Annotated in this window: 30 protein-coding genes and 2 pseudogenes; 16 read left to right on the top strand and 16 right to left on the bottom strand. The window is 39.4% G+C overall.

The genetic code is table 11. The features are described 5' to 3' along the window. Positions 1-104: 104 nt before the first annotated feature. A pseudogene (locus tag Q5794_RS16940) lies at positions 105-467 on the bottom strand (transporter). Positions 468-668: 201 nt separating this feature from the next. On the opposite strand from Q5794_RS16940, the gene Q5794_RS16935 reads away from it, so the two are divergent. Genes Q5794_RS16935 through cotJC form a run of 3 tightly spaced genes read left to right on the top strand, consistent with a single transcriptional unit; the run spans position 669 to position 1765 of the window. Continuing rightward, positions 669-917: a spore coat associated protein CotJA gene (locus Q5794_RS16935; RefSeq protein WP_013057939.1), complete on the top strand. Its 249-nt coding sequence runs from the start codon at positions 669-671 to the stop codon at positions 915-917. Then, a complete protein-coding gene (locus Q5794_RS16930) occupies positions 914-1174 on the top strand; it encodes a spore coat protein CotJB (RefSeq protein ID WP_192994357.1) in 261 nt (86 codons plus the stop codon). The genes Q5794_RS16935 and Q5794_RS16930 overlap by 4 nt, the downstream gene beginning before the upstream one ends. A 21-nt stretch (positions 1175-1195) precedes the next feature. After that, complete coding sequence (gene cotJC / locus Q5794_RS16925; protein WP_013083974.1) at positions 1196-1765, top strand: spore coat protein CotJC; 570 nt, start codon at positions 1196-1198, stop codon at positions 1763-1765. 70 nt (positions 1766-1835) lie between these two features. Here the strand turns inward: cotJC and Q5794_RS16920 are convergent, their stop codons facing one another. Then, entirely contained in the window at positions 1836-2204 is a 369-nt protein-coding gene (locus tag Q5794_RS16920; RefSeq protein WP_192994355.1) for a nuclear transport factor 2 family protein, read from the bottom strand. A gap of 305 nt (positions 2205-2509) precedes the next feature. Here Q5794_RS16920 and Q5794_RS16915 point away from each other — a divergent pair, with 305 nt between their 5' ends. Together Q5794_RS16915 and Q5794_RS16910 are read left to right on the top strand one after the other, a co-directional pair. Then, entirely contained in the window at positions 2510-3088 is a 579-nt protein-coding gene (locus tag Q5794_RS16915; RefSeq protein WP_214985955.1) for a TetR/AcrR family transcriptional regulator, read from the top strand. Between the two features lie 26 nt (positions 3089-3114). After that, positions 3115-6264 (top strand): bifunctional cytochrome P450/NADPH--P450 reductase, encoded by a 3150-nt coding sequence (locus Q5794_RS16910; protein ID WP_251033994.1) that lies wholly within the window; start codon positions 3115-3117, stop codon positions 6262-6264. A gap of 240 nt (positions 6265-6504) precedes the next feature. On the opposite strand, the gene Q5794_RS16905 is transcribed toward Q5794_RS16910, so the two are convergent. Beyond that, complete coding sequence (locus Q5794_RS16905; protein WP_214985953.1) at positions 6505-7464, bottom strand: YafY family protein; 960 nt, start codon at positions 7462-7464, stop codon at positions 6505-6507. Between the two features lie 90 nt (positions 7465-7554). Between Q5794_RS16905 and Q5794_RS16900 the strand changes: the two genes are divergently transcribed. Both Q5794_RS16900 and Q5794_RS16895 read left to right on the top strand, forming a co-directional pair. Further along, positions 7555-8073: a dihydrofolate reductase family protein gene (locus Q5794_RS16900; RefSeq protein ID WP_192994347.1), complete on the top strand. Its 519-nt coding sequence runs from the start codon at positions 7555-7557 to the stop codon at positions 8071-8073. A 130-nt stretch (positions 8074-8203) separates the two neighbouring features. Then, positions 8204-8644 (top strand): cell wall hydrolase, encoded by a 441-nt coding sequence (locus Q5794_RS16895; RefSeq protein WP_013083968.1) that lies wholly within the window; start codon positions 8204-8206, stop codon positions 8642-8644. Between the two features lie 162 nt (positions 8645-8806). Here Q5794_RS16895 and Q5794_RS16890 read toward each other — a convergent pair whose 3' ends face one another. The 10 genes and pseudogenes from Q5794_RS16890 to gvpJ all read right to left on the bottom strand — a co-directional run bounded on the left by Q5794_RS16890 (position 8807) and on the right by gvpJ (position 12545). Then, positions 8807-8938 carry a hypothetical protein gene (locus Q5794_RS16890; protein ID WP_264295227.1) on the bottom strand — a complete coding sequence of 44 codons (132 nt, stop codon included), beginning with the start codon at positions 8936-8938 and terminating at the stop codon, positions 8807-8809. A 145-nt stretch (positions 8939-9083) separates the two neighbouring features. Beyond that, entirely contained in the window at positions 9084-9212 is a 129-nt protein-coding gene (locus Q5794_RS16885; protein ID WP_013057929.1) for a hypothetical protein, read from the bottom strand. 32 nt (positions 9213-9244) lie between these two features. Continuing rightward, on the bottom strand, positions 9245-9562 hold the full coding sequence (locus tag Q5794_RS16880; RefSeq protein WP_192994346.1) for a gas vesicle protein: 318 nt from the start codon (positions 9560-9562) through the stop codon (positions 9245-9247). 14 nt (positions 9563-9576) lie between these two features. Then, on the bottom strand, positions 9577-9861 hold the full coding sequence (locus Q5794_RS16875; RefSeq protein WP_192994344.1) for a gas vesicle protein K: 285 nt from the start codon (positions 9859-9861) through the stop codon (positions 9577-9579). Beyond that, the gene (locus tag Q5794_RS16870) at positions 9827-10102 is read right to left on the bottom strand and encodes a gas vesicle protein (protein WP_374988177.1); all 276 of its coding nucleotides are present in this window, start codon (positions 10100-10102) and stop codon (positions 9827-9829) included. The genes Q5794_RS16875 and Q5794_RS16870 overlap by 35 nt, the downstream gene beginning before the upstream one ends. Continuing rightward, positions 10099-10923 (bottom strand): GvpL/GvpF family gas vesicle protein, encoded by an 825-nt coding sequence (locus Q5794_RS16865; protein ID WP_214985949.1) that lies wholly within the window; start codon positions 10921-10923, stop codon positions 10099-10101. The genes Q5794_RS16870 and Q5794_RS16865 overlap by 4 nt, the downstream gene beginning before the upstream one ends. Before the next feature lie 9 nt (positions 10924-10932). Next, positions 10933-11190 carry a gas vesicle protein GvpG gene (locus Q5794_RS16860; RefSeq protein ID WP_014459264.1) on the bottom strand — a complete coding sequence of 86 codons (258 nt, stop codon included), beginning with the start codon at positions 11188-11190 and terminating at the stop codon, positions 10933-10935. Continuing rightward, positions 11187-11956, bottom strand: a pseudogene (locus Q5794_RS16855) (GvpL/GvpF family gas vesicle protein). The gene Q5794_RS16860 and the pseudogene Q5794_RS16855 overlap by 4 nt, the downstream one beginning before the upstream one ends. A gap of 23 nt (positions 11957-11979) precedes the next feature. After that, positions 11980-12243 carry a gas vesicle protein GvpO gene (locus Q5794_RS16850; protein WP_013057922.1) on the bottom strand — a complete coding sequence of 88 codons (264 nt, stop codon included), beginning with the start codon at positions 12241-12243 and terminating at the stop codon, positions 11980-11982. 23 nt (positions 12244-12266) lie between these two features. Then, positions 12267-12545, bottom strand: a complete 279-nt coding sequence (gene gvpJ / locus Q5794_RS16845; protein ID WP_192994334.1) for a gas vesicle protein GvpJ — start codon at positions 12543-12545, stop codon at positions 12267-12269. Positions 12546-12981: 436 nt separating this feature from the next. On the opposite strand from gvpJ, the gene Q5794_RS16840 reads away from it, so the two are divergent. Then, a complete protein-coding gene (locus tag Q5794_RS16840) occupies positions 12982-13806 on the top strand; it encodes a radical SAM protein (RefSeq protein WP_268575661.1) in 825 nt (274 codons plus the stop codon). Between the two features lie 36 nt (positions 13807-13842). Here Q5794_RS16840 and Q5794_RS16835 read toward each other — a convergent pair whose 3' ends face one another. Both Q5794_RS16835 and Q5794_RS16830 read right to left on the bottom strand, forming a co-directional pair. Then, positions 13843-14226 (bottom strand): nuclear transport factor 2 family protein, encoded by a 384-nt coding sequence (locus Q5794_RS16835; protein WP_192994329.1) that lies wholly within the window; start codon positions 14224-14226, stop codon positions 13843-13845. Between the two features lie 18 nt (positions 14227-14244). Continuing rightward, the gene (locus tag Q5794_RS16830) at positions 14245-14724 is read right to left on the bottom strand and encodes an Rrf2 family transcriptional regulator (RefSeq protein ID WP_043981394.1); all 480 of its coding nucleotides are present in this window, start codon (positions 14722-14724) and stop codon (positions 14245-14247) included. Positions 14725-14884: 160 nt separating this feature from the next. Between Q5794_RS16830 and Q5794_RS16825 the strand changes: the two genes are divergently transcribed. Continuing rightward, complete coding sequence (locus Q5794_RS16825) at positions 14885-15868, top strand: LacI family DNA-binding transcriptional regulator (protein WP_025751058.1); 984 nt, start codon at positions 14885-14887, stop codon at positions 15866-15868. A gap of 273 nt (positions 15869-16141) precedes the next feature. Beyond that, complete coding sequence (locus tag Q5794_RS16820) at positions 16142-16825, top strand: TerC family protein (protein ID WP_016764850.1); 684 nt, start codon at positions 16142-16144, stop codon at positions 16823-16825. Positions 16826-16860: 35 nt separating this feature from the next. Here the strand turns inward: Q5794_RS16820 and Q5794_RS16815 are convergent, their stop codons facing one another. Beyond that, positions 16861-17412 (bottom strand): helix-turn-helix domain-containing protein, encoded by a 552-nt coding sequence (locus Q5794_RS16815; RefSeq protein ID WP_214985944.1) that lies wholly within the window; start codon positions 17410-17412, stop codon positions 16861-16863. Between the two features lie 95 nt (positions 17413-17507). On the opposite strand from Q5794_RS16815, the gene Q5794_RS16810 reads away from it, so the two are divergent. The 6 genes from Q5794_RS16810 to Q5794_RS16785 all read left to right on the top strand — a co-directional run bounded on the left by Q5794_RS16810 (position 17508) and on the right by Q5794_RS16785 (position 24115). Further along, a complete protein-coding gene (locus Q5794_RS16810) occupies positions 17508-18233 on the top strand; it encodes an AzlC family ABC transporter permease (protein ID WP_192994323.1) in 726 nt (241 codons plus the stop codon). Then, positions 18230-18559 carry an AzlD domain-containing protein gene (locus Q5794_RS16805; protein ID WP_374988176.1) on the top strand — a complete coding sequence of 110 codons (330 nt, stop codon included), beginning with the start codon at positions 18230-18232 and terminating at the stop codon, positions 18557-18559. The genes Q5794_RS16810 and Q5794_RS16805 overlap by 4 nt, the downstream gene beginning before the upstream one ends. A gap of 453 nt (positions 18560-19012) precedes the next feature. Then, positions 19013-20911: an endonuclease MutS2 gene (locus Q5794_RS16800; protein WP_374988175.1), complete on the top strand. Its 1899-nt coding sequence runs from the start codon at positions 19013-19015 to the stop codon at positions 20909-20911. A gap of 356 nt (positions 20912-21267) precedes the next feature. Beyond that, on the top strand, positions 21268-22050 hold the full coding sequence (phnX, locus tag Q5794_RS16795) for a phosphonoacetaldehyde hydrolase (protein ID WP_374988174.1): 783 nt from the start codon (positions 21268-21270) through the stop codon (positions 22048-22050). A gap of 11 nt (positions 22051-22061) precedes the next feature. Next, a complete protein-coding gene (gene phnW, locus Q5794_RS16790) occupies positions 22062-23174 on the top strand; it encodes a 2-aminoethylphosphonate--pyruvate transaminase (protein WP_214986172.1) in 1113 nt (370 codons plus the stop codon). 170 nt (positions 23175-23344) lie between these two features. Next, on the top strand, positions 23345-24115 hold the full coding sequence (locus tag Q5794_RS16785) for a DeoR/GlpR family DNA-binding transcription regulator (protein WP_192994315.1): 771 nt from the start codon (positions 23345-23347) through the stop codon (positions 24113-24115). The last annotated feature ends 87 nt before the right edge of the window (positions 24116-24202 follow it).

Genomic DNA, 24202 nt, shown 5'->3' with positions numbered 1-24202 from the left:
ATATTTATTCAGTTATGTCTAGCTGGTGATTGGAGGACAAGGCGAAGACTCCCGCGAAAAAAGTTGTATTGATTTGGCTATGTCTCAATCTCTTTTCTTAACGTTTAAAAACACGTAAACGAAACAATTTGTCGTGTATCCACACCAAAAATGGTCCAAAAACGTCCGTTCTACCTAAACCCTGCAACCGATCGCGGGCCTACAAAAATAGGAAAATACCAGAAGTTCGAGCCGTTTCTAAGCCATATGAACGTATTGCGGAATAGACATAGAGAAATGGCTCCTGGATCAACGGCAAATGGAGTTGCCGTTTGTTGAGCAGGAATAAATGCCGGCGGAGGGGAAGTTGGGGCTTGCTGCGGGCTAGGTGTAGGTAAACCGCCTGGTGGTCTAGGTGGACCGGGCGGGAGCTGAGGTCCAGGAAATCTTGTCGGGTACAAATAAAAATCCATGTAGTTAATGTCCATTTTTTAATCACCTCTATTTTTTATCACTATTTTATAAAGTATGAGAAAGCTGCCTAAAGGGATTGGGCAATTATAGCGTTTTTTACATAGGTCTTTTTTACGAAGAAAAGTTTGGTTCCTAAGTCCGAAGTAAATTCCTTCATGAACTCGATAAAAGCTGAATAGGATAAAACAGAGTGTGTTTTTAGAGGAGGACTTTTCATGGATAACAATCCAAAAAAGATGTTTACACCGGTTAAGACCTATCAACCTTTCCACAGTATCTATGATCCTTGCCGGCCGATAGGAGTGAAATATTATTCTACGCCGCCTCAATTATACATGGGATTTCAGCCGCCGAATCTGCAGCAGTTTTCACCGAAAGAAGCGCTAAAAAAAGGAACGCTGTGGCCGGCTTTTTGGGACTACTATGAAAATCCATACAAAGATAAGAAGAGGGATGAAGAATGAAAAATCTATCTCCGGAGTACTATCAGGATTTAGAAGAAATACAGGCTATTGATTTTGCACTGGTAGAATTAACGCTGTATTTAGATACCCATCCAAATGACCAGCAGGCTATGCAGCAGTTTAACGAATACGCGCAGCAGGCTATGCAGTTAAAAAGAAACTTTGAAACAAAGCACGGGCCGCTCCAGCAATATGGAAACAGCTATACCGACGGAAAGTGGAGCTGGGGAACAAGCCCTTGGCCATGGCAAATATAAGCAGATAAAGGCGGGAGCTATATGTGGGTGTATGAAAAGAAATTGCAGTATCCAGTGAAAGTAAGCACGTGTAATCCAACGCTTGCCAAATATTTAATGGAACAATACGGGGGAGCGGACGGAGAGCTTGCGGCAGCACTTCGGTATTTGAATCAGCGCTATACAATTCCCGATAAAGTTGTTGGACTGCTAAACGATATTGGGACAGAAGAGTTTGCTCATCTTGAAATGATTGCTACGATGATTTATAAGTTAACAAAAGATGCAACGCCGGAGCAGCTGAAGGCAGCGGGATTAGCAGAACATTATGTGAACCATGATAGTGCACTTTATTACAATAATGCTGCTGGGGTTCCGTTTACAGCTACTTATATACAGGCAAAAGGAGATCCGATTGCAGATCTTTATGAAGACATAGCTGCAGAAGAAAAAGCAAGAGCTACATATCAATGGTTAATTGATATATCAGATGATCCTGATTTAAACGACAGCTTAAGATTTTTACGAGAAAGAGAGATTGTTCACTCACAGCGGTTCCGCGAGGCGGTTGAGATTTTAAAAGATGACAGAGACAGGAAGAAAATCTTTTAACTAGCAGAAAAACATCCCCCTTGGCGAATGCAAACGAAAGGAGGGATGTTTTTTATTGTGGCTGCGTTGATTATGCGCTAGAACTGCAGTGACAAGAAACAACCTTTAATTTCCCTTCAACATCTTTCCAAACTCGTGTAAAGCTGTATTCGCCTCCGATCGATTCACCGGTTGCCAGCGCCCCATTTAACGCTACTTTTGTAACGGTAACGGCAAGTTCTTGAAACAGTTTAATTTCTTGTTCCAACACTTCGATTCCCGCTATATCAAGACTTTTCGAACGATGAGCATTTATATCTTGCTCTTTTGACAACCATTCCCCAAGATGATTCACAAAAATAAGTTCATCTGAAAGTAATTCTTCTAATAGCTCTACGTTATTAGAAAGCATGGCTGAACGAAGCATTTCTTCGTATTCTATAACTCTTGCTTGGTTCATTTTTTATCCTCCTTTACGCCTTGTGTAACTCTTTTCTATTTCCACGTTGCTTTTCCTTTAAACTTCTGTCCTTAACAAAATATGTTAATTTATGTTAATAGAGGGGGTGAGTGGACTAATTTTCTGTAAGCACAAAAGATTCTGAAAGACTCGGTTAATTACCTTTAAATGGTATAAAATTAGAATGAAAGAACCTTTTCTTTCCACTTTTCCAGTTATCTTTTTACTATTAAGATGCAGTTTTTTATACTTGTAATTGTAGCGGAATGAACGTTCATTCCGCTTTTTTGGAAAGAGGTGATAAAGTGGAATCTACTCCAACAAAACAAAAAGCGATTTTTTCTGCTTCGCTTCTGCTGTTTGCAGAAAGAGGATTTGATGCAACAACGATGCCAATGATTGCAGAGAATGCCAAAGTAGGAGCAGGAACAATTTATCGCTACTTTAAAAATAAAGAAAGTCTTGTAAATGAATTATTTCAGCAGCATGTGAACGAGTTTTTACAGTGCATTGAAAGCGGTCTGGCAAACGAAAGAGATGGATACCGAGATGGGTTTCATCATATCTTTGAAGGTATGGTGACATTTACTAAAAACCATCCTCGTGCTCTTGGATTTATTAAAACTCATAGTCAAGGAGCTTTTTTAACGGAAGAGAGCCGCTTAGCATATCAAAAGCTGGTGGAATTTGTTTGCACGTTCTTCAGAGAAGGACAAAAGCAAGGTGTGATTAGAAATCTTCCTGAAAATGCGCTAATTGCTATTTTATTTGGAAGTTTCATGGAAGTATATGAAATGATTGAAAATGACTACTTATCTTTAACTGACTCTCTTCTTACCGGTGTAGAAGAGAGTCTGTGGGCAGCACTTAGCAGACAATCATGAAACTTAACAAGTGAAAGAGGGATAACATGACAATTAAAGAAATGCCTCAGCCAAAAACGTTTGGAGAGCTTAAAAATTTACCGTTATTAAACACAGATAAACCAGTTCAAGCTTTGATGAAAATTGCGGGTGAATTAGGAGAAATCTTTAAATTCGAAGCGCCTGGCCGTGTAACGCGTTACTTATCAAGTCAGCGTCTAATTAAAGAAGCATGCGATGAATCACGCTTTGATAAAAACTTAAGTCAAGCGCTTAAATTTGTACGTGATTTTGCAGGAGACGGGTTATTTACAAGCTGGACGCACGAAAAAAATTGGAAAAAAGCGCATAATATCTTACTTCCAAGCTTCAGTCAGCAGGCAATGAAAGGCTATCATGCGATGATGGTCGATATCGCCGTGCAGCTTATTCAAAAGTGGGAGCGTCTAAATGCAGATGAGCATATTGAAGTACCGGAAGATATGACGCGCTTAACGCTTGATACAATCGGTCTTTGCGGCTTTAACTACCGCTTTAACAGCTTTTATCGAGATCAGCCTCATCCGTTTATTACAAGCATGGTGCGTGCACTAGATGAAGCGATGAACAAGCTGCAGCGAGCAAATCCGGATGATCCAGCTTACGATGAAAATAAGCGTCAGTTTCAAGAAGATATCAAGGTGATGAACGATCTAGTAGATAAAATTATTGCAGACCGTAAAGCAAGCGGTGAACAAAGCGATGATTTATTAACGCATATGCTAAACGGAAAAGACCCAGAAACAGGCGAACCGCTTGATGACGAAAATATTCGCTATCAAATTATTACGTTCTTAATTGCGGGACATGAAACAACAAGCGGTCTTTTATCATTTGCGCTGTATTTCTTAGTCAAAAACCCACATGTATTACGAAAAGCAGCAGAAGAAGCAGCACGAGTTCTAGTAGATCCTGTTCCAAGCTACAAACAAGTCAAACAGCTTAAATATGTAGGCATGGTCTTAAACGAAGCGCTGCGCTTATGGCCGACGGCTCCTGCGTTTTCCCTATATGCAAAAGAAGATACGGTGCTTGGAGGAGAATATCCTTTAGAAAAAGGCGATGAACTGATGGTTCTGATTCCTCAGCTTCACCGTGATAAAACGATTTGGGGAGACGATGTAGAAGAGTTCCGTCCAGAGCGTTTTGAAAACCCAAGCGCAATTCCGCAGCATGCGTTTAAACCGTTTGGAAACGGTCAGCGTGCGTGTATCGGTCAGCAGTTCGCTCTTCATGAAGCAACGCTTGTACTTGGTATGATGCTAAAACATTTTGATTTTGAAGATTATACAAACTACGAGCTGGATATTAAAGAAACCTTAACGTTAAAACCTGAAGGCTTTGTTGTAAAAGCAAAATCGAAAAAAATTCCGCTTGGCGGCATTCCTTCACCTAGCACTGAACAGTCTGCTAAAAAAGTACGCAAAAAGGTAGAAAATGCTCATAATACGCCGCTGCTTGTGCTATACGGTTCGAACATGGGAACAGCTGAAGGAACGGCGCGTGACTTAGCTGATATTGCGATGAGCAAAGGATTCGCACCGCAAGTCGCAACGCTTGATTCCCACGCAGGAAATCTTCCGCGTGAAGGAGCTGTTTTAATTGTAACGGCTTCTTATAACGGACACCCGCCTGATAACGCAAAGCAATTTGTCGAGTGGTTAGACCAAGCGTCTGCTGATGAAGTAAAAGGCGTTCGCTACTCCGTATTTGGATGCGGCGATAAAAACTGGGCTACTACGTATCAAAAAGTGCCTGCTTTTATCGATGAAACGCTTGCCGCTAAAGGGGCAGAAAACATAGCTGAACGCGGTGAAGCAGATGCAAGCGACGACTTTGAAGGCACATATGAAGAATGGCGTGAACATATGTGGAATGATGTAGCAGCCTACTTTAACTTAGACATTGAAAACAGTGAAGATAATAAATTTACGCTTTCACTTCAATTTGTCGACAGCGCCGCAGACATGCCGCTTGCGAAAATGCACGGTGCGTTTTCAGCGAACGTCGTAGCAAGCAAAGAACTTCAACAGCCAGGCAGTGAACGAAGCACGCGACACCTTGAAATTGAACTTCCAAAAGAAGCTTCTTATCAAGAAGGAGATCATTTAGGTGTTATTCCTCGCAACTATGAAGGAATAGTAAACCGTGTAACAGCAAGGTTCGGCCTAGATGAATCACAGCAAATCCGTCTGGAAGCAGAAGAAGAAAAATTAGCGCATTTGCCACTCGGTAAAACAGTATCAGTAGAAGAGCTTCTGCAATACGTGGAGCTTCAAGATCCTGTTACGCGCACGCAGCTTCGCGCAATGGCTGCTAAAACGGTCTGTCCGCCGCATAAAGTAGAGCTTGAAGCCTTGCTTGAAAAGCAAGCCTACAAAGAACAAGTGCTGGCAAAACGTTTAACAATGCTTGAACTTCTTGAAAAATATCCGGCGTGTGAAATGGAATTCAGCGAATTTATCGCCTTTCTGCCAAGCATACGCCCGCGCTATTACTCAATTTCTTCATCACCTCGTGTCGATGAAAAACAAGCAAGCATCACGGTCAGCGTTGTCTCAGGAGAAGCGTGGAGCGGATATGGAGAATATAAAGGAATTGCGTCGAACTATCTTGCCGAGCTGCAAGAAGGAGATACGATTACGTGCTTTATTTCCACACCGCAGTCAGGATTTACGCTGCCAAAAGACCCTGAAACGCCACTTATCATGGTCGGACCGGGAACAGGCGTTGCACCGTTTAGAGGCTTTGTGCAGGCTCGCAAGCAGTTAAAAGAACAAGGACAGTCACTTGGAGAAGCTCATTTATACTTTGGCTGCCGTTCACCTCATGAAGACTATCTGTATCAAGAAGAGCTTGAAAGCGCCCAAAATGAAGGCATCATTATGCTTCATACCGCTTTTTCTCGCGTGCCAAATCAGCCGAAAACATACGTTCAGCACGTGATGGAACAAGACGGCAAGAAATTGATTGAACTTCTTGATCAAGGAGCGCACTTCTATATTTGCGGAGACGGAAGCCAAATGGCACCTGACGTTGAAGCAACGCTTATGAAAAGCTATGCTGAAGTTCATGAAGTGAGTGAAGCAGACGCTCGCTTATGGCTGCAGCAGCTAGAAGAAAAGGGCCGATACGCAAAAGACGTGTGGGCTGGGTAAATTAAAAAGAGGCTAGGATACAAGTAGTTTAGTTGGTTGAAGGAAGATCCGAACGATGAATCGTTCGGATCTTTTTATTGATATGGTGAACGTAGATTTCATCTATTTAGTGGCTTCTAGTTAGTGGCTTCTAGCGGTTGATTAGAGGGCAAGGCTCACCGGCCGCCCGTGGAAAGCGAAGTCTTGCACGGAAATCAACCGCGGTGCCTAAAGCGATTTATACGAGTTCATTTCTCCCATTTATTCGTCTTTTGTCCCCACTTCATTTTTATAGCGCCTTAACGTTTCTTCTGCGTGACAGCAGATTTTTTCAATTAGCTCTTGAGGTTCTTCAATAAAAGCATGAGCCCCTAAGGTGTAGAAAAAAGAAGCCATGTAGTTTAATTCATTTCCATCAGTTATTGTATCGATATAGCCATTTCCATCACGCGCCACCTTCACATGATTTTCAAGCCACGGAACGCCTTTACACTGACGAACGCCTTCATGCGTCAAGGTTACTTTTAACGAAATCGGCTGTGAGTTTACCGATTCTGTTTCAAGCCATTCCTTTAACGTAAGAGACATATTTTCGTCTTTTTCTAAAACCTTTAACGAGTGAATACGATCCGCTCGAAACAATAATACTTTTTGCTTATCGTAAGAATAGGCAGGGCAGTACCATAAACCGTTATGAGCATAAATCCCAAGGGGTTTGACTTCTTTTCTTGTTTGACCCGCCTTTGAATCATAAAGAAATTCAATATATTTTCCTGCAAGGCTTGCTTCTAGCAGCTCTTTTAAATAAGGAGTATCTAGGTTTCTTTTAGGATTCCAAAACGCAATATGAGCACTCATTTTATCTACTTTTTTCTTTGTTTCCTCAGACAGGTACACATAAAATTTTTGAAGAGCCCCATGAATTTCTGCATCAAACGGAAGGTCATGATAATACTGCAGAGCTTGATAAGCAAAAAAGATAGAAATAGCTTCTTCTTCCGTAAACAAAATAGGAGGAAGAATACGATTTTTTAACACTCTGTAACCGCCGCTCCGTCCTTTTTCACTGTAAAGAGGCAGTCCTAATTCACTTAAGTCCAGTAAATAGCGCTGGACGGTCCGCACGGAAAGACCAAATTCCTCCGCTAGTTCTTTTGCCGTAAACGTTCTTTTTGTATTAATAAACATGAGCATATCAACAAGCCGTCTAGACTTGGCCATTTATTTTCACCTTTTTCTTTTAATATGACAAAAAGTGTCGTATTAAGATGATATCATACAGAAACAGTAAAGTTGAAAGGAGAAAAGGGAATGAAGAAAAAAATCGTCGTATATATTGCGGCAAGCTTAGACGGGTATATTGCAAGAGAAAACGGAGAGATTGACTGGCTGGAAAGCGTAGAAGGAGAGGGAGACAATGGCTACGAAGCGTTTTATCAAACGTGTGATGCGGTCGTTATGGGAAAAGCTACGTACGATCACGTGCTGAAGCTCACACCTGAGTTTCCGTACCTCCATAAAAAATGCTACGTGTTTAGCCGCTCAGCTCAAGGAAAAGATCAGTATGCAGAGTTTATAAACGAAAGCGTGGCGTCATTTCTCAACAACCTCAGTCAAGAAACTAAAAAAATATGGCTGGTGGGAGGCGCTGATATTCTCGCTGATTTCTTAAAAGCAAAGAGAGTGGATGAATTTATTATATCGGTCATTCCCGTTTTGCTTGGGGCTGGTATTCCGCTGTTTAAACGAGGAATTCCCGAAATGAACTTGAAGCTTACCGATATAAAACAGTACGGGCAAATTGCCCAGCTTTATTATGAAAAAGAATAAGCTTTTCGTAATAAAAACTCTTTCTGTAGTGTCAGTGTGCTCATCGTGTATTTAACATCCAGCTATTGTTATTTTAGGGACAGTGACATCAAGAGCGTCCTTTTTTCATAGTATATTTTGGGGTGAAAAAATGCCAAGAGTAAATTATCGAGATTCAGACGTTGCTTTAATGGCAAGGATGATGAGAGCAGAAGCTGAAGGCGAAGGAAAACAAGGAATGCTGTATGTTGGAAATGTCATTGTAAATCGTCTTAAAGCAAACTGTTTAGATTTCAAGAATTTAAGATCCGTTCCGCAAGTTATTTATCAGGTGCAAGGAGGCAACTATTCGTTCGAGGCTGTTCAAAAAGGAAACGTATTTTATCAAAGAGCAAGAGGTGTTGAAAAAAGGTTAGCCAAAAAGAATTTGGATTATTGGAGAGAACACCCGGGGAAATATGCACTGTGGTACTTTAATCCATCCGCTCCATGCCCTCCAACCTGGTACGGTCAACCCGCTTCTGGTCAATACAAAAATCACTGTTACTACGAGCCAAAGCCCGGAACATGCGCTAGCGTTTATAACGGATAGATAGCTTAGAAAATATACTGCATTCTGAAAGTCTGGCCTCAAATCCAAACCTTTAGCTGCAGGTAACAAGGTAGTTCTTCATATAATAAGAGAAAGCCCTCTTTTAATAAAGGGGGCTTTTGCTAATTGTACATTCCTTATTTTGCTTCAAACTCCATGTTTTCACCGGCACCGAATTCCGCTTGCGCCTTCGTTTTTGTATCCTTTAATACCCAAGACGTCTTCGGTACTGCAGCCACCTAAAATGAACAGCGTTAAAAGAGCATAGACTACTCCAAATGCTTTTTTATTCATGCTCGTTCTCCTTTGTAATTGATAGATAATGGTACTCACTCGCTATGTTCATTGTATTTACCTCCATTTGTTTCAATGTCATGATTAATAAGGAAAAGTGTAAAAACATTAAAAAGAGAAATGCCGCGGCATTTCTCTTTTGGTTCTATGAATCTGGATTAAGTGAAGTATGCGTATACTCCGGCATACGCTCTTCTTTTTCCGTTAGCTGAGTATCGGGGCTTTGCTGCTCTTGTGAAATAGGAGACAGCGTAGATTTTTGTTCATGATTCATGTTTGTTATTCCTCCTTATATAAAGTGAGCTGTTAATCAAGCGAAAGCAAATCATCTTGAATTCGCTGCGTTAAAGATGCCACTTGCTGCGTTAAACTGTCATTTTCCGACTGGAGCTTTTGATAAGACTGATTTGCTTTTGAACATAGGTAAGGGTCTGTTTCCCACCAGTCCATGCCAATTTCTTTTGCTTTATCAATAGAAGCGACAAGCAGCCGGATTTTTATTGTTAAGAGTTCAACATCAGCAATTTGCACTTTAATATCTCCAGCAATAACAAGACCTTTATCTAATACTTTTTCCAATACTTCTACAATGGTGCCCAGCTGCCCGTTATGTTCCGCCGCCATTTTTTCACTCCTTGTTATAAAACTTTTCCTAGGGGACCTAGATCAATATTTAAATCTTCATTTGTAAAGTTAAAGACTGATTTTAGCTCCTCCATTTTGTTCTCTAACTTCATCAACGCCACGCCCAGGTCTTCGATTTGAGCGTCCGTCAGGTTTCCGCTGTCGACTCGACGAATCGCATGTTTTTCAATGAGCTGCCGCAGTAATTCAATGACGGTTAAAACAAGCTGCGCTAGGCCTTGTTCAGCATTTTCCGCACGCAGCTCAATGCGGCCGTTTCGTTTGAGGTTGTTTTCCATTTTGCAATGCCTCCGTTTCCTGTTCAAGCTGCTGAGAAGAAATGATTTGACGGTCATGAGAGCCTATCAGCGTTTCTACAGAAGAAATCAATACCCGCAAATCAAGATAGACTAAATCAATTCCAGCAATTGAAATCAATAAATCACCTTTAATGGCAATTCCTTTATCGAGGATCACATCTAATATATCAATGAGGGCGATGTCTTTTTGCTCCAGCGTTTGTTTTCGCAGCGATGTCATCCCGCATCTTTCTCCGAGCGCAGAGTGTCGATATGATAAGCAGGCCATGGTCCCGTTACTTCGATGTTCAGTCCCATTTCACTATAAAACGTTTGCTTGTCGCTAATGGCTTTTAAAAACGATTCTACATTGTTCTTTGAAAGAAGGTAGATGCTGTTCCAGCACATGCTGTAGCTCTCGCCGGTTATTTTTTGACTCCAGTTATTTTTGATTGTGTGGTAAGCGGCGCAGGGGCTTATCTCACTGTGTAAATGATCACAAAGCGACAGCTGTTCTTTTTCTGTTTCTTCTTCGATCAGCCTTTCTATCTTTTTACGCTCAAAAAACTGCCTGCCTGGAGGCAGCGTAGTTATTTCTTCTTTTTTCTTTTGGATCGTTTCATTGTTCGTTAGCAGATACTTCTTTAAAGAATTCGTATGGGCATACACTTTTATATTCCATTCTTCAGATTTTTTCAAAAGCTGAAGAGAAGAGAGGGTTTTTTCTTTGTTATCAGCAATACTTTTGTGACAGCTATCCTTGCTTTTATATACCGTACAAAATTTCATTGGAAGAAGCGTGTAGCGGCTATGTAAAAAAAGAAGCGTTTCATGGTGATGCATGGCTTTGTCCTGCAGCCATTTCATATCGTTCTCTATTTTTTCTTTCAGCACTTCTTCTGAATACTGAGCGCTTGGCAAGTCGCATACAAACGCGGTAATGTCATCAAAGCAAAGAGCATAGATAGGATTGTTCTCATCCATGCCTTCAAGTGAAGGAAAGGGCATTTCCTTAGCTTCTTCGGTTGGAACTAGACCATATAAATAAATGAGCTTTTCCATCTTTTAACCTCACTTTTGTTTCTTCGTCATTGATTCCCATCTTTTTAATTCATATTCTTTTGCTGCTTCATACCTCAGCAGCAGTTCTTTTTCTTTTTCCATATATGCATCTTCTGGTATTTCTCCAAGCTCATACATCATTTGAAGATGAACGATTTTTTGCTGAATAAAAGAGACATCGTAAAGTTCTTTATCCGCTTCTTCCTTGATTTTCTGTCCGACTTTTACAATGAGCGTAACAGGAGACAGCAGCAGTTTATGAATCATACATTCTCTTCTACTTTTAGTTGGATATTAATAAAGTTATAAGCAGCCCACGGTCCGGAGTATTTAAAATCTGCTTTGTGCTTCCATTTTTCATATAGATCGTTTACACGTTCATCAAACTGCGCTTCTTTTTTCGATCAATTAAAAAAGAAGCGTTCAAAAGCATCGTTTCAACAATAGGAGGGTTTAGCCTAGACGCTTCAGCTATCGGTTCTAACTGTTCATACAGTTCGTTTTTACAGTCGTGCTGCAGCTTTAAAAAGAATTTCTGAGCTGTTTCTCCGTGGGCAATTTGTTTATAAAAATCATTACTGGCAGAACGCGGGTTTCGCACTTGCTGCAAAGAAGAATCTTGATTCACTTTTTGTTTCAGCCAGTCCGGTTTCCCAATTACTTTTAGTCCGACTTCTATTTTTCCTTTTAACTGTGGGAAAAGGGAGGCGAACTGTGGATATAAGTTTTCTAACAGCATTTCAACATCTTGTTGACTATGAAACACGTTGCCAAAGCTGATTGGAATGACCGAATCATGCTCATTCATTACTTTGGAAATCACCTGCTGGTGCGCTGTGACGTTCTCTTTTGTAGGATGATAAATTTTAAGAGGAAAGGCAGCAGCCACGATAGCTGCATCTCGGTAATGAATGGTAAAAGTAGCTCTTTCTTGATGATCAATCGTGACGCTGCCAAACGCATGCGCCTCGGTGGCGGGAATACTGCAAAAAACATAAATGCCCGTTTCTTCACTCATCGATTTCTGTTTCATTCCTTTCCATTAAAATAATCAGCTTACTTCTCTGCTGGAGAGCTTCGATAGCGCAGGCTGGTGCGTGAAAAAGACGTAATGTTATGCTGCTTATTGACCAGCACTTCATAGATACCAAGCAGTTCATCTTTTGCATAGCGCCTCATATACTCCTGTTCTTCAAATGCTTCAAGTGTTATTTTCCATCCTCCATTTTGAATCGATTCATACGAAATAATTCGGTGAGGAGGAGCAACGTGTTCTTTAAAAAAATCAGTCACGGATTCCATGATTTCGGCTACTTTCACTTCTCTAATCCACCTTTATGAGTTTATAAATCTAAATCTTGTAAAAGGTTTAGCTGTTCAAGTTTTTTTCCGCCGTTATTCGAAGAAAGAAAATCTTCTCTTTCATTATGAAGCAGCCGAACTGCCTCGGCATACCTCAGCCATGTGTCCACACTGGCAATAACGATTCGAGCTTCGATGGTAATTAATTCAATACCAATAACGGAAATACGCGCGAATACGTCGATTACCACGCCTTTATCTAAGATGCGGTCAACTACTTCAGCTAGACTAGAACAATCGTTTGATTTGTGAATCGTCATGATGAAATTCCTCTCATGTTGCATAGTAGAATAGATACGTTTGCTAATCTTGCTATTAATGTGCGTGATATTGTAAAAAATATACAAATGAAACGTGCATAAATTAAAAAATAGTATAAAATACCATGATTATTTTTGTTTTAATACGGGTAGAGTTAAGTACATTACTTTTATCCATTGATGAATGAAAACACATACATAAAAAACAAAAGGAGTGGAGAAAGATGAGAAAAGAAGAGCAGCCGGTATTATCTGATTTTATTGAAAAGGACCAATTTGAGTTAAATTCATATTTAACCTCTTTACTTGAAACGACAAGTGAAAAGAAAGAAAATCAAAGTTGATGAATTGAAAACATAAAGGGCTACTTTCCATGTGGAAAGTAGTTTTTTCATTTGCGAACTTGATATACTTATTGGACAAAGAGGTGAGAAAGATGAACAAAAGAGACGTGGTTTCGAGAAGTATTTTAACAAAAGCGACCGGCTTTTTGGCATCTGGTTATACTCATAGTTTAAATACGTATGCCGGATGTGCATTTTCCTGCAAATTTTGCTACGTGCGAGAGCTGCCAATTCAGCGTTTTAAAGAGATGGAGTGGGGGACCTGGCTAGAGCTTAAAGTCAACGCAGCTGAAGTCTATCAAAAAGAAATACAAAAACTGCGAAAAAAAGAGCAGCCGGTGCGCATCTTTATGTCTTCAGCGACAGATCCCTATCAGCCGGCTGAGCGTAAAGCGGGCATCACGCGTACCCTTTTAGAAACGATGATCAATCATCCGCCGGATTTTTTATTGATTCAAACAAGGTCGCCCCTTGTGACGAGGGATATTGATTTGCTTTTAGAGCTTCAAGAAGTATGTAACCTTCGCGTATCGATGACAGTCGAAACGGACCGAGAAGATGTAAAACAAATTTTTTCTCCTTATGCTCCAGGGATGAAACTTCGTATGAACGCATTAAAACAAGTAAAAGAAAGCGGAATTTCCACGCAGGTAACGATTGCTCCAATGCTTCCTTTTACGCCTGAATTCCCTGAAAAAATAGAAGGAATGATGGACAGGATTTGTATAGATACGATGTACTTAGGAGACGGTTCCTTAGGTAAAACGTCTAAAAGGCTAGGGATGCCGGAACTATTTGAGGAGCACGGTTTCCTAGACTGGTATGACAAAGACATTCATATCAAAGCCATTCGTTATTTTGAAAAATTTTATCCTTCTTCAATGATTTATCTTTCTCAAGAGGGATTTGCCCCATAAAAAAAGAAGGGCTAAAAGAGCCCTTCTTTTTTTATATTAGTTTTTATACGTATCAAACATGTTTGTATCGTCAGGTACGTTTTCTAAATAGCTGATTTTCCCGTTTTCATCTAGCTTAGCAATATCTTTTCCCGTTTGAGTAAATACGTTGCCAGATGCACGTTTTCCGCATACTGCCCAAGGCGTTTCAAACTTATCTGTACCTTCAACTGCTTTCCAGCCTTCGAACATATGCTTAATATCAGCATTTTCTTTAAACACCATTTTCACAAACAGCTTCCAGTTTTCAATGCCTTGCTTTTCGTGGCCGTTTAAGACAAATACGATATCGTCTGAAAAAAGCCCTACTAATTCTTCAAATGCTTGTTCGCTTGTACGTGATTGATCGAATAAATCAAAATATCTATTTAAGTTTTCCATGATGATCTCCTTTGGGTGCTACAGCACCATTTTTTCTTCTACTGTTGCTTTTAACATGTCCAGGTTTTCTTTCGGACATTTTTTGTTAATTTCATTTGTGAGCGTAGCAATGGTTTGCCGTTTTAAGATAGACTGCCACGAAGATTCGGCTTCTTCCATTAAATCAGATAATAAGCAAATATCTTTGTCTTTTAAGTTAAGCATATCGTGAAAAATACCGCTTGATGAGTAAAGAGACTGCTTACCTTCAATGGCTACGTATACGTCATAAATACGAATTTCTTCCGGCGTTTTCTTTAAGCGAAATCCACCTTTGCTACCAGGAACGGAAGCAAGTAAATCAGCGCTAACCAGCTTGCGAAGAAGCTTTTGAAAATACGTAGGCGAACCCCCAAGCTGAGTGCTGATGACATCTCCTGGCAACACAGCTTTTTCAGGTAAAAACGTAAGCAGCAAAATGGCATACACCGATTGCTCAACGCCTGTTTTCATATGCAAAAACATCATCTCCTGCTTTATGTGTACAATGTGGATAATGATTATCCACTTTTAAGTTATCATACCGCTTATGAATCAAAAAGTAAAGCAGTTACTTAATATGCACGCGATATTCGTGTATACTGTGAAAGAAGCAGCAACAAAATACGGAGATGAGAGAATGACAACTATTGCAGATATCGCTCAGCTTGCAGGAGTAGCAAAAAGCACTGTATCCCGCTACCTTAACGGAGGGTCTGTGAGCGATGCGACGAAACGAAAAATCGAAGAGATTATTAAAGAAACAAACTATAGCCCAAATGCTTTTGCTCAAAGCTTAAAAGCGAAAAAAACAAATATCATTGGTGTAATTGTTCCGCGCATGGGTTCTTTTGCGACTTCCCGCACATTAGATGGTATTGACCAAGAACTTAGAGACCACCACTATCAAATGATTATTTCCAATTCTAATCAAGATTTAGAAAGAGAAATCGAAAATATCTATACGCTGGCTAAGCAGAAGGTAGCAGGTATTATTCTTCTTGCTGTTCAAATCACAAAAGCTCATTTGGAAGCGTTCCGCACGATTTCAATTCCCGTTTTGCTAATTGGACAGCAGCATGAAGAAGTCCACAGTTTAATTCACCAAGACTACGAGGCTGCATGTGACATTGGAAGGTACATAGGAGAAAAAGGACATAAAAAAATCGCTTTTTTAGGCGTAACTGAAAAAGACATAGCTGTAGGTGTAAAGCGAAAAGAAGGCGTAAAGGAAGGTCTTAAAGACAGAGATTGCGAGATCCGCTGTTATCAAACAAGCTTTAACATGAGCGATGCAATCGGGGCCGCTACGGCTGTGATGAAAGAATTTAATCCGTCCATTATTGTATGTGCGACCGATAACATTGCGCTTGGCACAGTAAAGGCAGCTTATTTAAACGGACTGCGCGTTCCTGAAGATGTATCTATTACCGGCTTTGGAGGCTATGAAATTACAGGTGTGATTCATCCCAGCTTAACGACCGTAAAATATTACTATAAAGAAGCGGGACAAATGGGGGCACAGCGAATCATTAAGCTAGTCAACGGAGAACAAGTCGAAAAGCTTACACTTTCAAACTATGAATTGATTGAGAGAGAAAGCGTTGACAATCGCTTTGCATAAAAAAACGATTGACAGAATGTAGGAGATGCTATAGTATAAGTGGTGTAAATACAAACAAATAATTGAACGTATCTCCTAAAGGGGAGTAGCTTTAACAGCAAAGTCGTCATTACAGAGATTATCTCTCGGCTTTGTTGGCGACATTATGTTGTTAGCAAGACCTTTACCGCTTATTTGGTAAGGGTCTTTTTTGTATTCAATTATAAAAAGGGAGGAAAAGGCTCGGACATTTAGAGGAGAAACGTTACATAAAAAGAGAAGGTGGAGGTAACTATGGAGGAACTAATTGGCGTATCAGTGCAAGGTTTGCTGCAAATTATTTTTCTTGATTTAATTTTAAGCGGGGATAACGCAATTGTTATTGCAATGGCGGCTCGCAACGTACCAAAAGATTTACAAAAAAGAGCGATTTTAATTGGAACAGGCGGCGCGATTGGTCTTCGATTATTATTTGCGGCTATTATTGTCCCTTTATTGAAAATACCATTAATCGGAGCGGTCGGCGGTTTGATGCTAGTATGGATTGCATATAAATTATTAGCGGACAATCACGATCACGGCGACAATCCTCAAGGTGGAGCAACGGTATGGAGCGCGGTTAAAACGATCATTATCGCAGATGCGGTCATGTCATTAGATAACGTATTAGCTCTAGCTGGTGTAGCTCACGAATTTGTCCCGATTATGATTGGTGTATTAATTTCAATTCCGATTATTATTTGGGGAAGCAGCTTTATTATGAAAGCAATGGAAAAATTTCCGATTATCATTTACGCTGGAGCAGCGATGCTTGCATGGTCTGCTGGAAAAATGATTGTTGAAGATAAAATTATCGGCGGATTTGTTCCAAGTACAGCTTTACATCTCGCTGTTCAAGTTATCTTAACCATTGCAGTTGTAGGCATTGGGTACATGAAAAACAAAAAAATGAAAAAAGAACAAGCCCACGCAGCTTAAAAAAAGAGCGTACGGATCATCCGTACGCTCTTTTTTTATGATTCGGGGTAGTGCATAAGCAAAAAAAAGCTTGCTTCTTCTTCAGAAGAATTTATATAGCTGTGAGAGGTATTTCCTGAAAAATGCAGAGCGTCTCCTGAGACTAATTCATGTTCTTCGCTTTCAAAACGAACCGTTAATTCTCCTTTTTTAATAAGTAAGTATTCATCTCCTAAATGAGTTTTCGCTTCATGCACGCATCCAGGCTTTAACGTGACGATGTAAATTTCAAACTTTTTTTCCGGATGATAAGGAAAAAAAGAATACACTAAGTAATCACCTTTGTTGTCCGTGATGGGATCTAGCTGTTTTATGCTTACTTTCTGTACATCCGGGGTGTCTTCTTTCATAAATACGGAAAAAGAGACTTGAAGACCGTTGGCGATTTTCCAAAGCGTAGTAACCGTCGGGCTGGATTTACCTTTTTCAATTTGTGCAAGCATTGCTTTACTAACACCCGTTAATTCGGAAACTTGATCAAGCGTCAAATTTCGATTTTTTCGTAATTTAACAAGATTTTTAGCAATAATATCTTGAATTGCGTCCATTGTTGTTCTCCTTTAACTATTATAAAGATAGTATAACATACTGTTGTTTAATATAACGTATAGATGTATAATATAGCAGAAAAGGAGGGAGTACGGTGATCGCAGAAAAAACAGTACAGCAAAGAGAAAAAATGGATTTAACGTTCAGACAAGGGGCTAAGGATTGTATCCCCACGCTATTAGGTTACATAAGTATAGGGCTTGCCGCTGGAGTTGTTGGAGTATCCTCGCATCTTTCTGTTATGGAAGTTGCTTTATTATCAGCGCTCGTGTATGCCGGGGCAGCACAGTTTATTATTTGTGCGCTAATGGTTGCTAACAGCTCTATTTCAGCTATTATTCTTACAACATTTATTGTAAACTTACGACACTTTCTTTTGAGCGCTACGATCGCGCCTGAATTTATAAAATATTCGTTATTAAAAAACGTCGGAATCGGAGTCCTTCTAACGGATGAATCATTTGGGGTGTCTTCAAGTAAAATTGCAAAAGGTGAGCCAATTAATGACCGCTGGATGAACGGATTAAATATAACGGCTTACGTCAGCTGGATTATCGCCTGTACGACAGGAGCTATTTTTGGTCATATGCTATCGAACCCGGAAGCCTTTGGGTTTGATTTTGCCTTAACAGCTATGTTTTTAGCTCTGCTTGTTTTACAAATCGAAAGCGTGTTACCTTCAAAGCTTAATCATTACTTACGTTTGATTCTTTATATGGCGATTACTATGATTGTGCTGTCTTTTTTCGTACCTTCACATGTGGCTGTATTGATTTCAACGATTATTGTAGCGACAATTGGGGTGGTGACGGATAAATGAGTATCCACTTTCCAACACTCATCGTTATTTTAGGGTGTGCCCTTGTTACCGTAGTTCCTCGCATTGTTCCGTTTTTAGTTGTACGTAACATCGCGCTGCCAGAACCCGTATTAAAATGGCTATCCTATATTCCTATTTGTATTTTAACCGCGCTTGTTGTAGAAAACTTTATCATTCAAGCAAATGACAGCGTAAAAGTTAATTGGCCCGTCATAACAGTAGTCATTCCAACCTTACTGATTGCGCTGAAAACAAAAAGTTTATCCATCACCGTTATTAGCGGAGTTGGAATGATGGCGCTGCTTCGTTTTTTTCTTTTGTCATGAAAGCTCAAGTTATGCTCTTGAGCTTTTTTACTGTCTCCTTTACGTACGCTTTTTCATATAGTATGATAAGAGTGTAAATTAGAAGCCAATGAAAACAAAATTATAGATGAGGTGCTTTTATGAGCGGAGTAGTATCTAAATAGGAACAATTGAATGAAATAAATTGAATAAGCAAGATGGGTATTTTTAGAAAATAGAGGTACCCTTTATTTGCTTATGGATTTATTTCACTGCCTATGAAGATACCTACAATGCTTTATAAAGGGTTCGGCATTTGTCGTGAGAGACGCGTCTGTTTTTACAGAGCTTTCTTTTGTGATACGTGCTCTAGACACCTTATGAACGCAAAAAGCTGTGGGATCACCACAGCTTTTTTTCGTTTACCTTTTTCATTGCCTTCTAATAAATAGGTATCTTCATATGTGATGACAAATCATAGTGAGGAGAAAAACCATGAATACGATGACATTTGAAAAATTGCAGTATCATGAATTAAAAGAAATCGTAAAATCTCACTGCGTAAGTGAGCTGGGAAAACAATTAATGGATAAACTTCAGCCGAGCACATCTCTAAAAACAGTAAAAAACCGACTCAAAGAAACAACAGAAGCACGAAGACTTCTAGATGCTGAGAAATCCCTTCCGCTATCGGGTGTCTCAGGTATAGGAAGAGTCATCGAAAAGCTTGAAAAAGGCATGATTTTAGAGCCCGAAGAGTTAATGCGAGTATCCGATTTCTTAAAAGGCTGCAGAAAAGTAAAACAATATATGGTGGATAAAGAATTTTTTGCTTCGCTCTTAAGTTCCTATTCCCATTCGATGAAAGAACTGACAAATATAGAAGAGGAAATTAATTTTGCTATCAAAGCCGGAAAAGTAGACGCTGCGGCAAGCAAAGAGCTTAAGCGTATCAGAAGACATATGGAAGGAACGGAAGCTAAGATTTCAGAACAGCTTGCGAAATTTTTACGAAACAGTAAAAACAAAGAGTATATTCAAGACTTCTTCATCAGTAAAAAAGGAGACCGCTATACGATTCCAATTAAGGCCTCCTATAAAAATCACGTTGGAGGAACAATTGTTGAAACATCCTCTAAAGGGTCAACAGTGTTCATAGAGCCTGCATCTATTACAAAGCTGAATGCAGAACTAGCGATTTTAAAAGCAGAAGAAGAGGTAGAAGAATATCAAATTTTAGCGTCTTTAACAGGATTTGTTTTAGAGAAGCTAGCTGATATTCATATTAATTTAGAGCTAATTAGCCAATACGACATGGTGTTTGCCAAAGCAAAATACAGTAAACAGGCAGATGGAATCGAACCTGAAATTAATGATTATGGATATATCCATTTAAAAGGCGCATATCACCCGCTGTTAACGGGTGAAATTGTTCCGCTTCAATTCGAAATTGGTCAGAATTATCGAAGCTTAATTATTACGGGGCCTAACGCAGGAGGAAAAACCGTTGTCTTAAAAACGATTGGACTACTGACGCTCGCTACAATGTTAGGATTTCATATTACAGCTGATGAAGGAACAGAAATTGCATTGTTTGAGCATATTTTTGTCGATATCGGCGACAACCAAAGTATTGAAAATGCGCTGAGCACCTTTTCCTCGCACATGAAGAATATATCGGCTATTTTGCAAAAAGCAACGAACAATACGCTGCTCCTATTCGATGAAATTGGCAGCGGCACCGAACCGAATGAAGGAACTGCACTTGCGATTGCGATTTTAGAAAAGTTTTATCATATGGGCTGCATAACGGTCGCGACCACGCATTACGGAGAAATTAAGCGTTTCTCAGAAATTCATCCTGACTTTATGAATGCCGCGATGCAGTTCAACAGTAAAACATTAGAACCGCTGTATCAACTGTTAATTGGAACATCTGGAGAAAGCAATGCGCTTTGGATTTCAAAGAAGATGAAGGTAGAAGAAGAGATTTTACAAAAAGCAAAGTTCTATATGGAAAGCAAATCGTATGATACAGAAGTCGTCAGAGAAAATAAAATAAAAAAACCAACTATTTTGAAAGAAAAGAAAAAAGACCGTGTTGAATACCAAATGGGAGATCGAGTCAAACTGTTAGATTATGAAAATCATGCGATTGTTTATAAGTCTAAAGACAACACAAACAATATAGTCGTACTCTATCAGAATGAGTTAATTGAAGTAAACGTTAAGCGAGTAGCTCTTGAAATCAAAGCTGCTGAATTATATCCCGAAGGCTGTGACCTCGATTCGTTATTTATTAGCTATAAAGATCGAAAAGAGCAGCATGATCTGCAGCGAGGATCAAAAAAAGCATTGCGGAAAATTGAAAAAGATATACGCGAAAATAGATAAAGCAGAAACCCAGCACTTATAAGAAAGTGCTGGGTTTTTTATTTTATGTAGCTTCTCAAAAATACGTAGAGCAAATCTTCAGATAAATTTTAAAGAAATTTACATCAATTTTATAATTGTTTATTGTTGTGGTTTTATGTTGTTTTGATATGTTATAATATAAAAAATGAAGAAAAACAATAAAAAACAACACCTAAAACACTTTCATTTTGTTAAGTGTAAAAAATAGCTTCAGAGATAAGTGCACTCATTATTTTTACCGCTTTCGTTCATCGTAGGAATTCTCTACGAATAAGAAAACTATTTATCAAAGATATTGTAAATGGCAAATTAAATAACGAAAGGAAAGAGGGAAAATGGAAAAAATTGAAGCTGTAGTATTTGACTGGGCTGGAACAATGATTGATTACGGATGTTTTGCTCCGCTTGAGGCGTTTTTAGAGGTATTTAAAAGACAAGAGGTAGAAATTACAATTGAAGAAGCTAGAGAGCCAATGGGCATGCTGAAAATTGAACATATCCGAGCGCTTCTTAAGATGCCGCGTATTCAGCAGGAGTGGAAAAAAGCACACGAATCAATGCCAACCGAACAAGATGTTGCAAAACTGAATGATGAATTTGAAGCAAGCTTATTTTATATTTTAGAAGACTTCACCACGCCTATTCCTGGAGCCGTTGAGCTTACAGAGCGTTTGCGAAACAGAAATATTAAAATAGGCTCTACGACGGGGTATACGAAAAAAATGATGGAGATTGTTGCGCCCAAAGCAAAAGAAAAAGGATATTCACCGGACTGTTATTTCACAGCAGATGATGTAAAAGCAGGCAGGCCGTATCCATGGATGTGTTACCGTAATGCCATGGAGTTAGATGTCTTTCCTATGAATCGTATCATAAAAGTAGGAGACACCGTAACAGATATGCAAGAAGGAAAAAATGCCGGGATGTGGACAGTAGGCGTGATTTTAGGAAGCAGTGAGATGGGACTTTCTGAAGAAGCAGAAAAGAATATGGATCAAAAAGAATTAAAAATAAAAATGGAAAAAGTGCGAAGCCGTTTAGAAGAAGCCGGGGCAAATTTCGTAGTTGATCGTATATCTGATCTTGATCAAGTGATTAATCAACTGGAACAACAATAAAAAGGAGGATTATCATGAAAAACCCATATTTGCTTCTAACTCCAGGTCCATTATCTACGACAGCTTCGGTTCGCGAAACGATGCTGAAAGATTGGTGTACATGGGATGATGAATATAATAATCTTGTCCAAGATATAAGAAAGCGCTTAGTCAAGCTGGCAACGTCATCTTCTTTATACACTGCTGTGTTAATGCAAGGAAGCGGTACGTTTTGTGTAGAAGCAGCCATAGGAACATTCATACCGAGGAATAAAGGGAAAATCCTAATAGCAGCAAATGGTGTTTACGGCTTAAGAATGGTTCAGATGTGTGAAGCAATCGGAATTAATAACACTGTATATAAAGTAAATGAAACTGAGTCTCTTGATACAGATGTGATTGAACGAATGCTTCAAGAAGACGAAGACATCACTCATGTAGCTGTCGTTCACTGTGAAACGACAACAGGAATTCTAAATCCTATTGAAAAAGTATGTGGCATTGCTAAGCGCTATAATAAAATGACTATTGTAGATGCCATGAGCAGTTTTGGCGGTATACCAATGGATATAGAGCAGCTGCAAATTGATTTGCTTATCAGCAGTTCGAATAAATGCATTCAAGGCGTTCCTGGATTCGGATTTGTCATTGCTAAAACAGATGAGCTCAAAAAATGTAAAGGAAATGCCCGTTCCCTTTCACTCGACCTTTATGATCAATATAAAACGATGGAAAAGGATAAAGGGAAATGGCGCTTTACCTCCCCAACTCATGTGGTTCGGGCATTTTATCAGGCGCTACTCGAACTTGAAGAAGAAGGAGGAGTCCAAGCTCGCTTTAAGCGGTATCGAGAAAATCAGCACTTGCTAGTGACAGGAATGAGGAAACTAGGGTTTAATACGCTGCTGCAGTCAAAAAAGCAGTCACCCATTATTACATCCTTTCTTTACCCTAACGATTCTCTTTTTACATTTCAAGGATTTTATCAATCTTTAAAAAAACAAGGTTTCGTCATTTACCCAGGAAAAGTTTCTCAAGTTGACACCTTTAGAATTGGAAACATTGGAGACGTACATAAACAAGATATCGAAAGGTTGCTAGAAGCGATTCATTCGACAGTGAGGCGGAAGGAGATTCAGCAATGAAAGTATTATTTTGTTTAGGTGGTGCCCGCAATATTTTTCGCGAATCAGTATTAAATTTAGCGGAGTACTATTTTTCAAGAGGTAAAGAAGCAAGGTCTCACTAGGCGTGAAGAAAGAAAATATCACCTTTACATGAGCAAATTTTTTCGTAGAGTTAGGAGTGCAATAATGTGTCTTTATTGGCAGAACAACGTAAAAAAACAATTTTAGATATGATTGAACATCAAGGGCAAGTCAAAGTAAACGACTTAGCACACGCTTTTAATGTATCGACTGAGACTATTCGCCGTTATCTAGAAGAATTAGAAGGGGAAAAAAAGTTAAAAAAAGTGTATGGCGGGGCCGTGAAAATAGAAACAGAAATTACTGAGCCGCCTATGTTTGAGCGAGAAGTCATAAGAAGCAAAGAAAAGAAAAAAATAGGGAGTAAAGCAACTGAGTTGATAGAGGAAGGCAACGTTATTTTTATAGATGAAGGCAGCACGACCATGCAAATGGTTTCGTCACTTGTCAATATTTCTAATATAACGGTTATTACAAATTCCTTTCCTCTTGTGACTATGCTAATTGACTACCAAAACAAGCAGGTTTTCAGCGGAGAAATTATTTTTCTAGGAGGTCATGTAAGAAGCAAACATTTTCGGGCTTCTGGATCCCTAGCAGAAAGGGCTGCAAAAGAATTTTATGTAGATAAAGCCTTTATTTCAATTGACGGCCTTCATCCCGAAGCTGGGATTACGAGCTTTGATTTAGAAAAGTGCCTGCTGTCTAAAGTCTTCATCGCCAATGCAAATCAGACCATTGTATTGACTGATCATTCCAAGCTAGAAGTGAAGGCGAACTACAAAATAGATTCTTTAAAGCACATTGATTATATTTTATGCACTGCTCCTCTTCCGGAAACTTGGGGAGATTTGGACGCAAGCTGGATTAAATGTTAAAAATAACAAAAGGTAAGGAGGTTTTTTTAGCTACGTTAATAATCTATAGGTACAAAAAAACATCTTTCACCGCTCTAATGCACTCGA

This window comes from Priestia megaterium, from assembly GCF_041941685.1.
Lineage (GTDB): Bacteria > Bacillota > Bacilli > Bacillales > Bacillaceae_H > Priestia > Priestia megaterium_C.
Note: the sequence above shows the minus strand (reverse complement) of the source record. Positions and strands in the feature narration are given on the sequence as shown.

Bases quoted from the DNA above. Each gene is read 5' to 3' on its own strand.
- Q5794_RS16935 (WP_013057939.1), top strand. From the start codon at position 669: ATGGATAACAATCCAAAAAAGATGTTTACACCGGTTAAGACCTATCAA.
- Q5794_RS16895 (WP_013083968.1), top strand. From the start codon at position 8,204: ATGCCAAGAGTAAATTATCGAGATTCAGACGTTGCTTTAATGGCAAGG.
- Q5794_RS16905 (WP_214985953.1), bottom strand. From the start codon at position 7,464: ATGGCCAAGTCTAGACGGCTTGTTGATATGCTCATGTTTATTAATACA.
- Q5794_RS16800 (WP_374988175.1), top strand. From the start codon at position 19,013: ATGAATACGATGACATTTGAAAAATTGCAGTATCATGAATTAAAAGAA.
- Q5794_RS16920 (WP_192994355.1), bottom strand. From the start codon at position 2,204: ATGAACCAAGCAAGAGTTATAGAATACGAAGAAATGCTTCGTTCAGCC.
- Q5794_RS16910 (WP_251033994.1), top strand. From the start codon at position 3,115: ATGACAATTAAAGAAATGCCTCAGCCAAAAACGTTTGGAGAGCTTAAA.
- Q5794_RS16825 (WP_025751058.1), top strand. From the start codon at position 14,885: ATGACAACTATTGCAGATATCGCTCAGCTTGCAGGAGTAGCAAAAAGC.
- Q5794_RS16885 (WP_013057929.1), bottom strand. From the start codon at position 9,212: ATGAATCATGAACAAAAATCTACGCTGTCTCCTATTTCACAAGAGCAG.
- phnX (WP_374988174.1), top strand. From the start codon at position 21,268: ATGGAAAAAATTGAAGCTGTAGTATTTGACTGGGCTGGAACAATGATT.
- Q5794_RS16840 (WP_268575661.1), top strand. From the start codon at position 12,982: ATGAACAAAAGAGACGTGGTTTCGAGAAGTATTTTAACAAAAGCGACC.
- Q5794_RS16815 (WP_214985944.1), bottom strand. From the start codon at position 17,412: ATGGACGCAATTCAAGATATTATTGCTAAAAATCTTGTTAAATTACGA.
- gvpJ (WP_192994334.1), bottom strand. From the start codon at position 12,545: ATGACGATTCACAAATCAAACGATTGTTCTAGTCTAGCTGAAGTAGTT.
- Q5794_RS16820 (WP_016764850.1), top strand. From the start codon at position 16,142: ATGGAGGAACTAATTGGCGTATCAGTGCAAGGTTTGCTGCAAATTATT.
- Q5794_RS16835 (WP_192994329.1), bottom strand. From the start codon at position 14,226: ATGGAAAACTTAAATAGATATTTTGATTTATTCGATCAATCACGTACA.
- Q5794_RS16870 (WP_374988177.1), bottom strand. From the start codon at position 10,102: ATGACATCGCTGCGAAAACAAACGCTGGAGCAAAAAGACATCGCCCTC.
- Q5794_RS16860 (WP_014459264.1), bottom strand. From the start codon at position 11,190: ATGATTCATAAACTGCTGCTGTCTCCTGTTACGCTCATTGTAAAAGTC.
- Q5794_RS16875 (WP_192994344.1), bottom strand. From the start codon at position 9,861: ATGGAAAACAACCTCAAACGAAACGGCCGCATTGAGCTGCGTGCGGAA.
- Q5794_RS16900 (WP_192994347.1), top strand. From the start codon at position 7,555: ATGAAGAAAAAAATCGTCGTATATATTGCGGCAAGCTTAGACGGGTAT.
- cotJC (WP_013083974.1), top strand. From the start codon at position 1,196: ATGTGGGTGTATGAAAAGAAATTGCAGTATCCAGTGAAAGTAAGCACG.
- Q5794_RS16880 (WP_192994346.1), bottom strand. From the start codon at position 9,562: ATGGCGGCGGAACATAACGGGCAGCTGGGCACCATTGTAGAAGTATTG.
- Q5794_RS16865 (WP_214985949.1), bottom strand. From the start codon at position 10,923: ATGGAAAAGCTCATTTATTTATATGGTCTAGTTCCAACCGAAGAAGCT.
- Q5794_RS16930 (WP_192994357.1), top strand. From the start codon at position 914: ATGAAAAATCTATCTCCGGAGTACTATCAGGATTTAGAAGAAATACAG.
- Q5794_RS16805 (WP_374988176.1), top strand. From the start codon at position 18,230: ATGAGTATCCACTTTCCAACACTCATCGTTATTTTAGGGTGTGCCCTT.
- Q5794_RS16890 (WP_264295227.1), bottom strand. From the start codon at position 8,938: ATGAATAAAAAAGCATTTGGAGTAGTCTATGCTCTTTTAACGCTGTTC.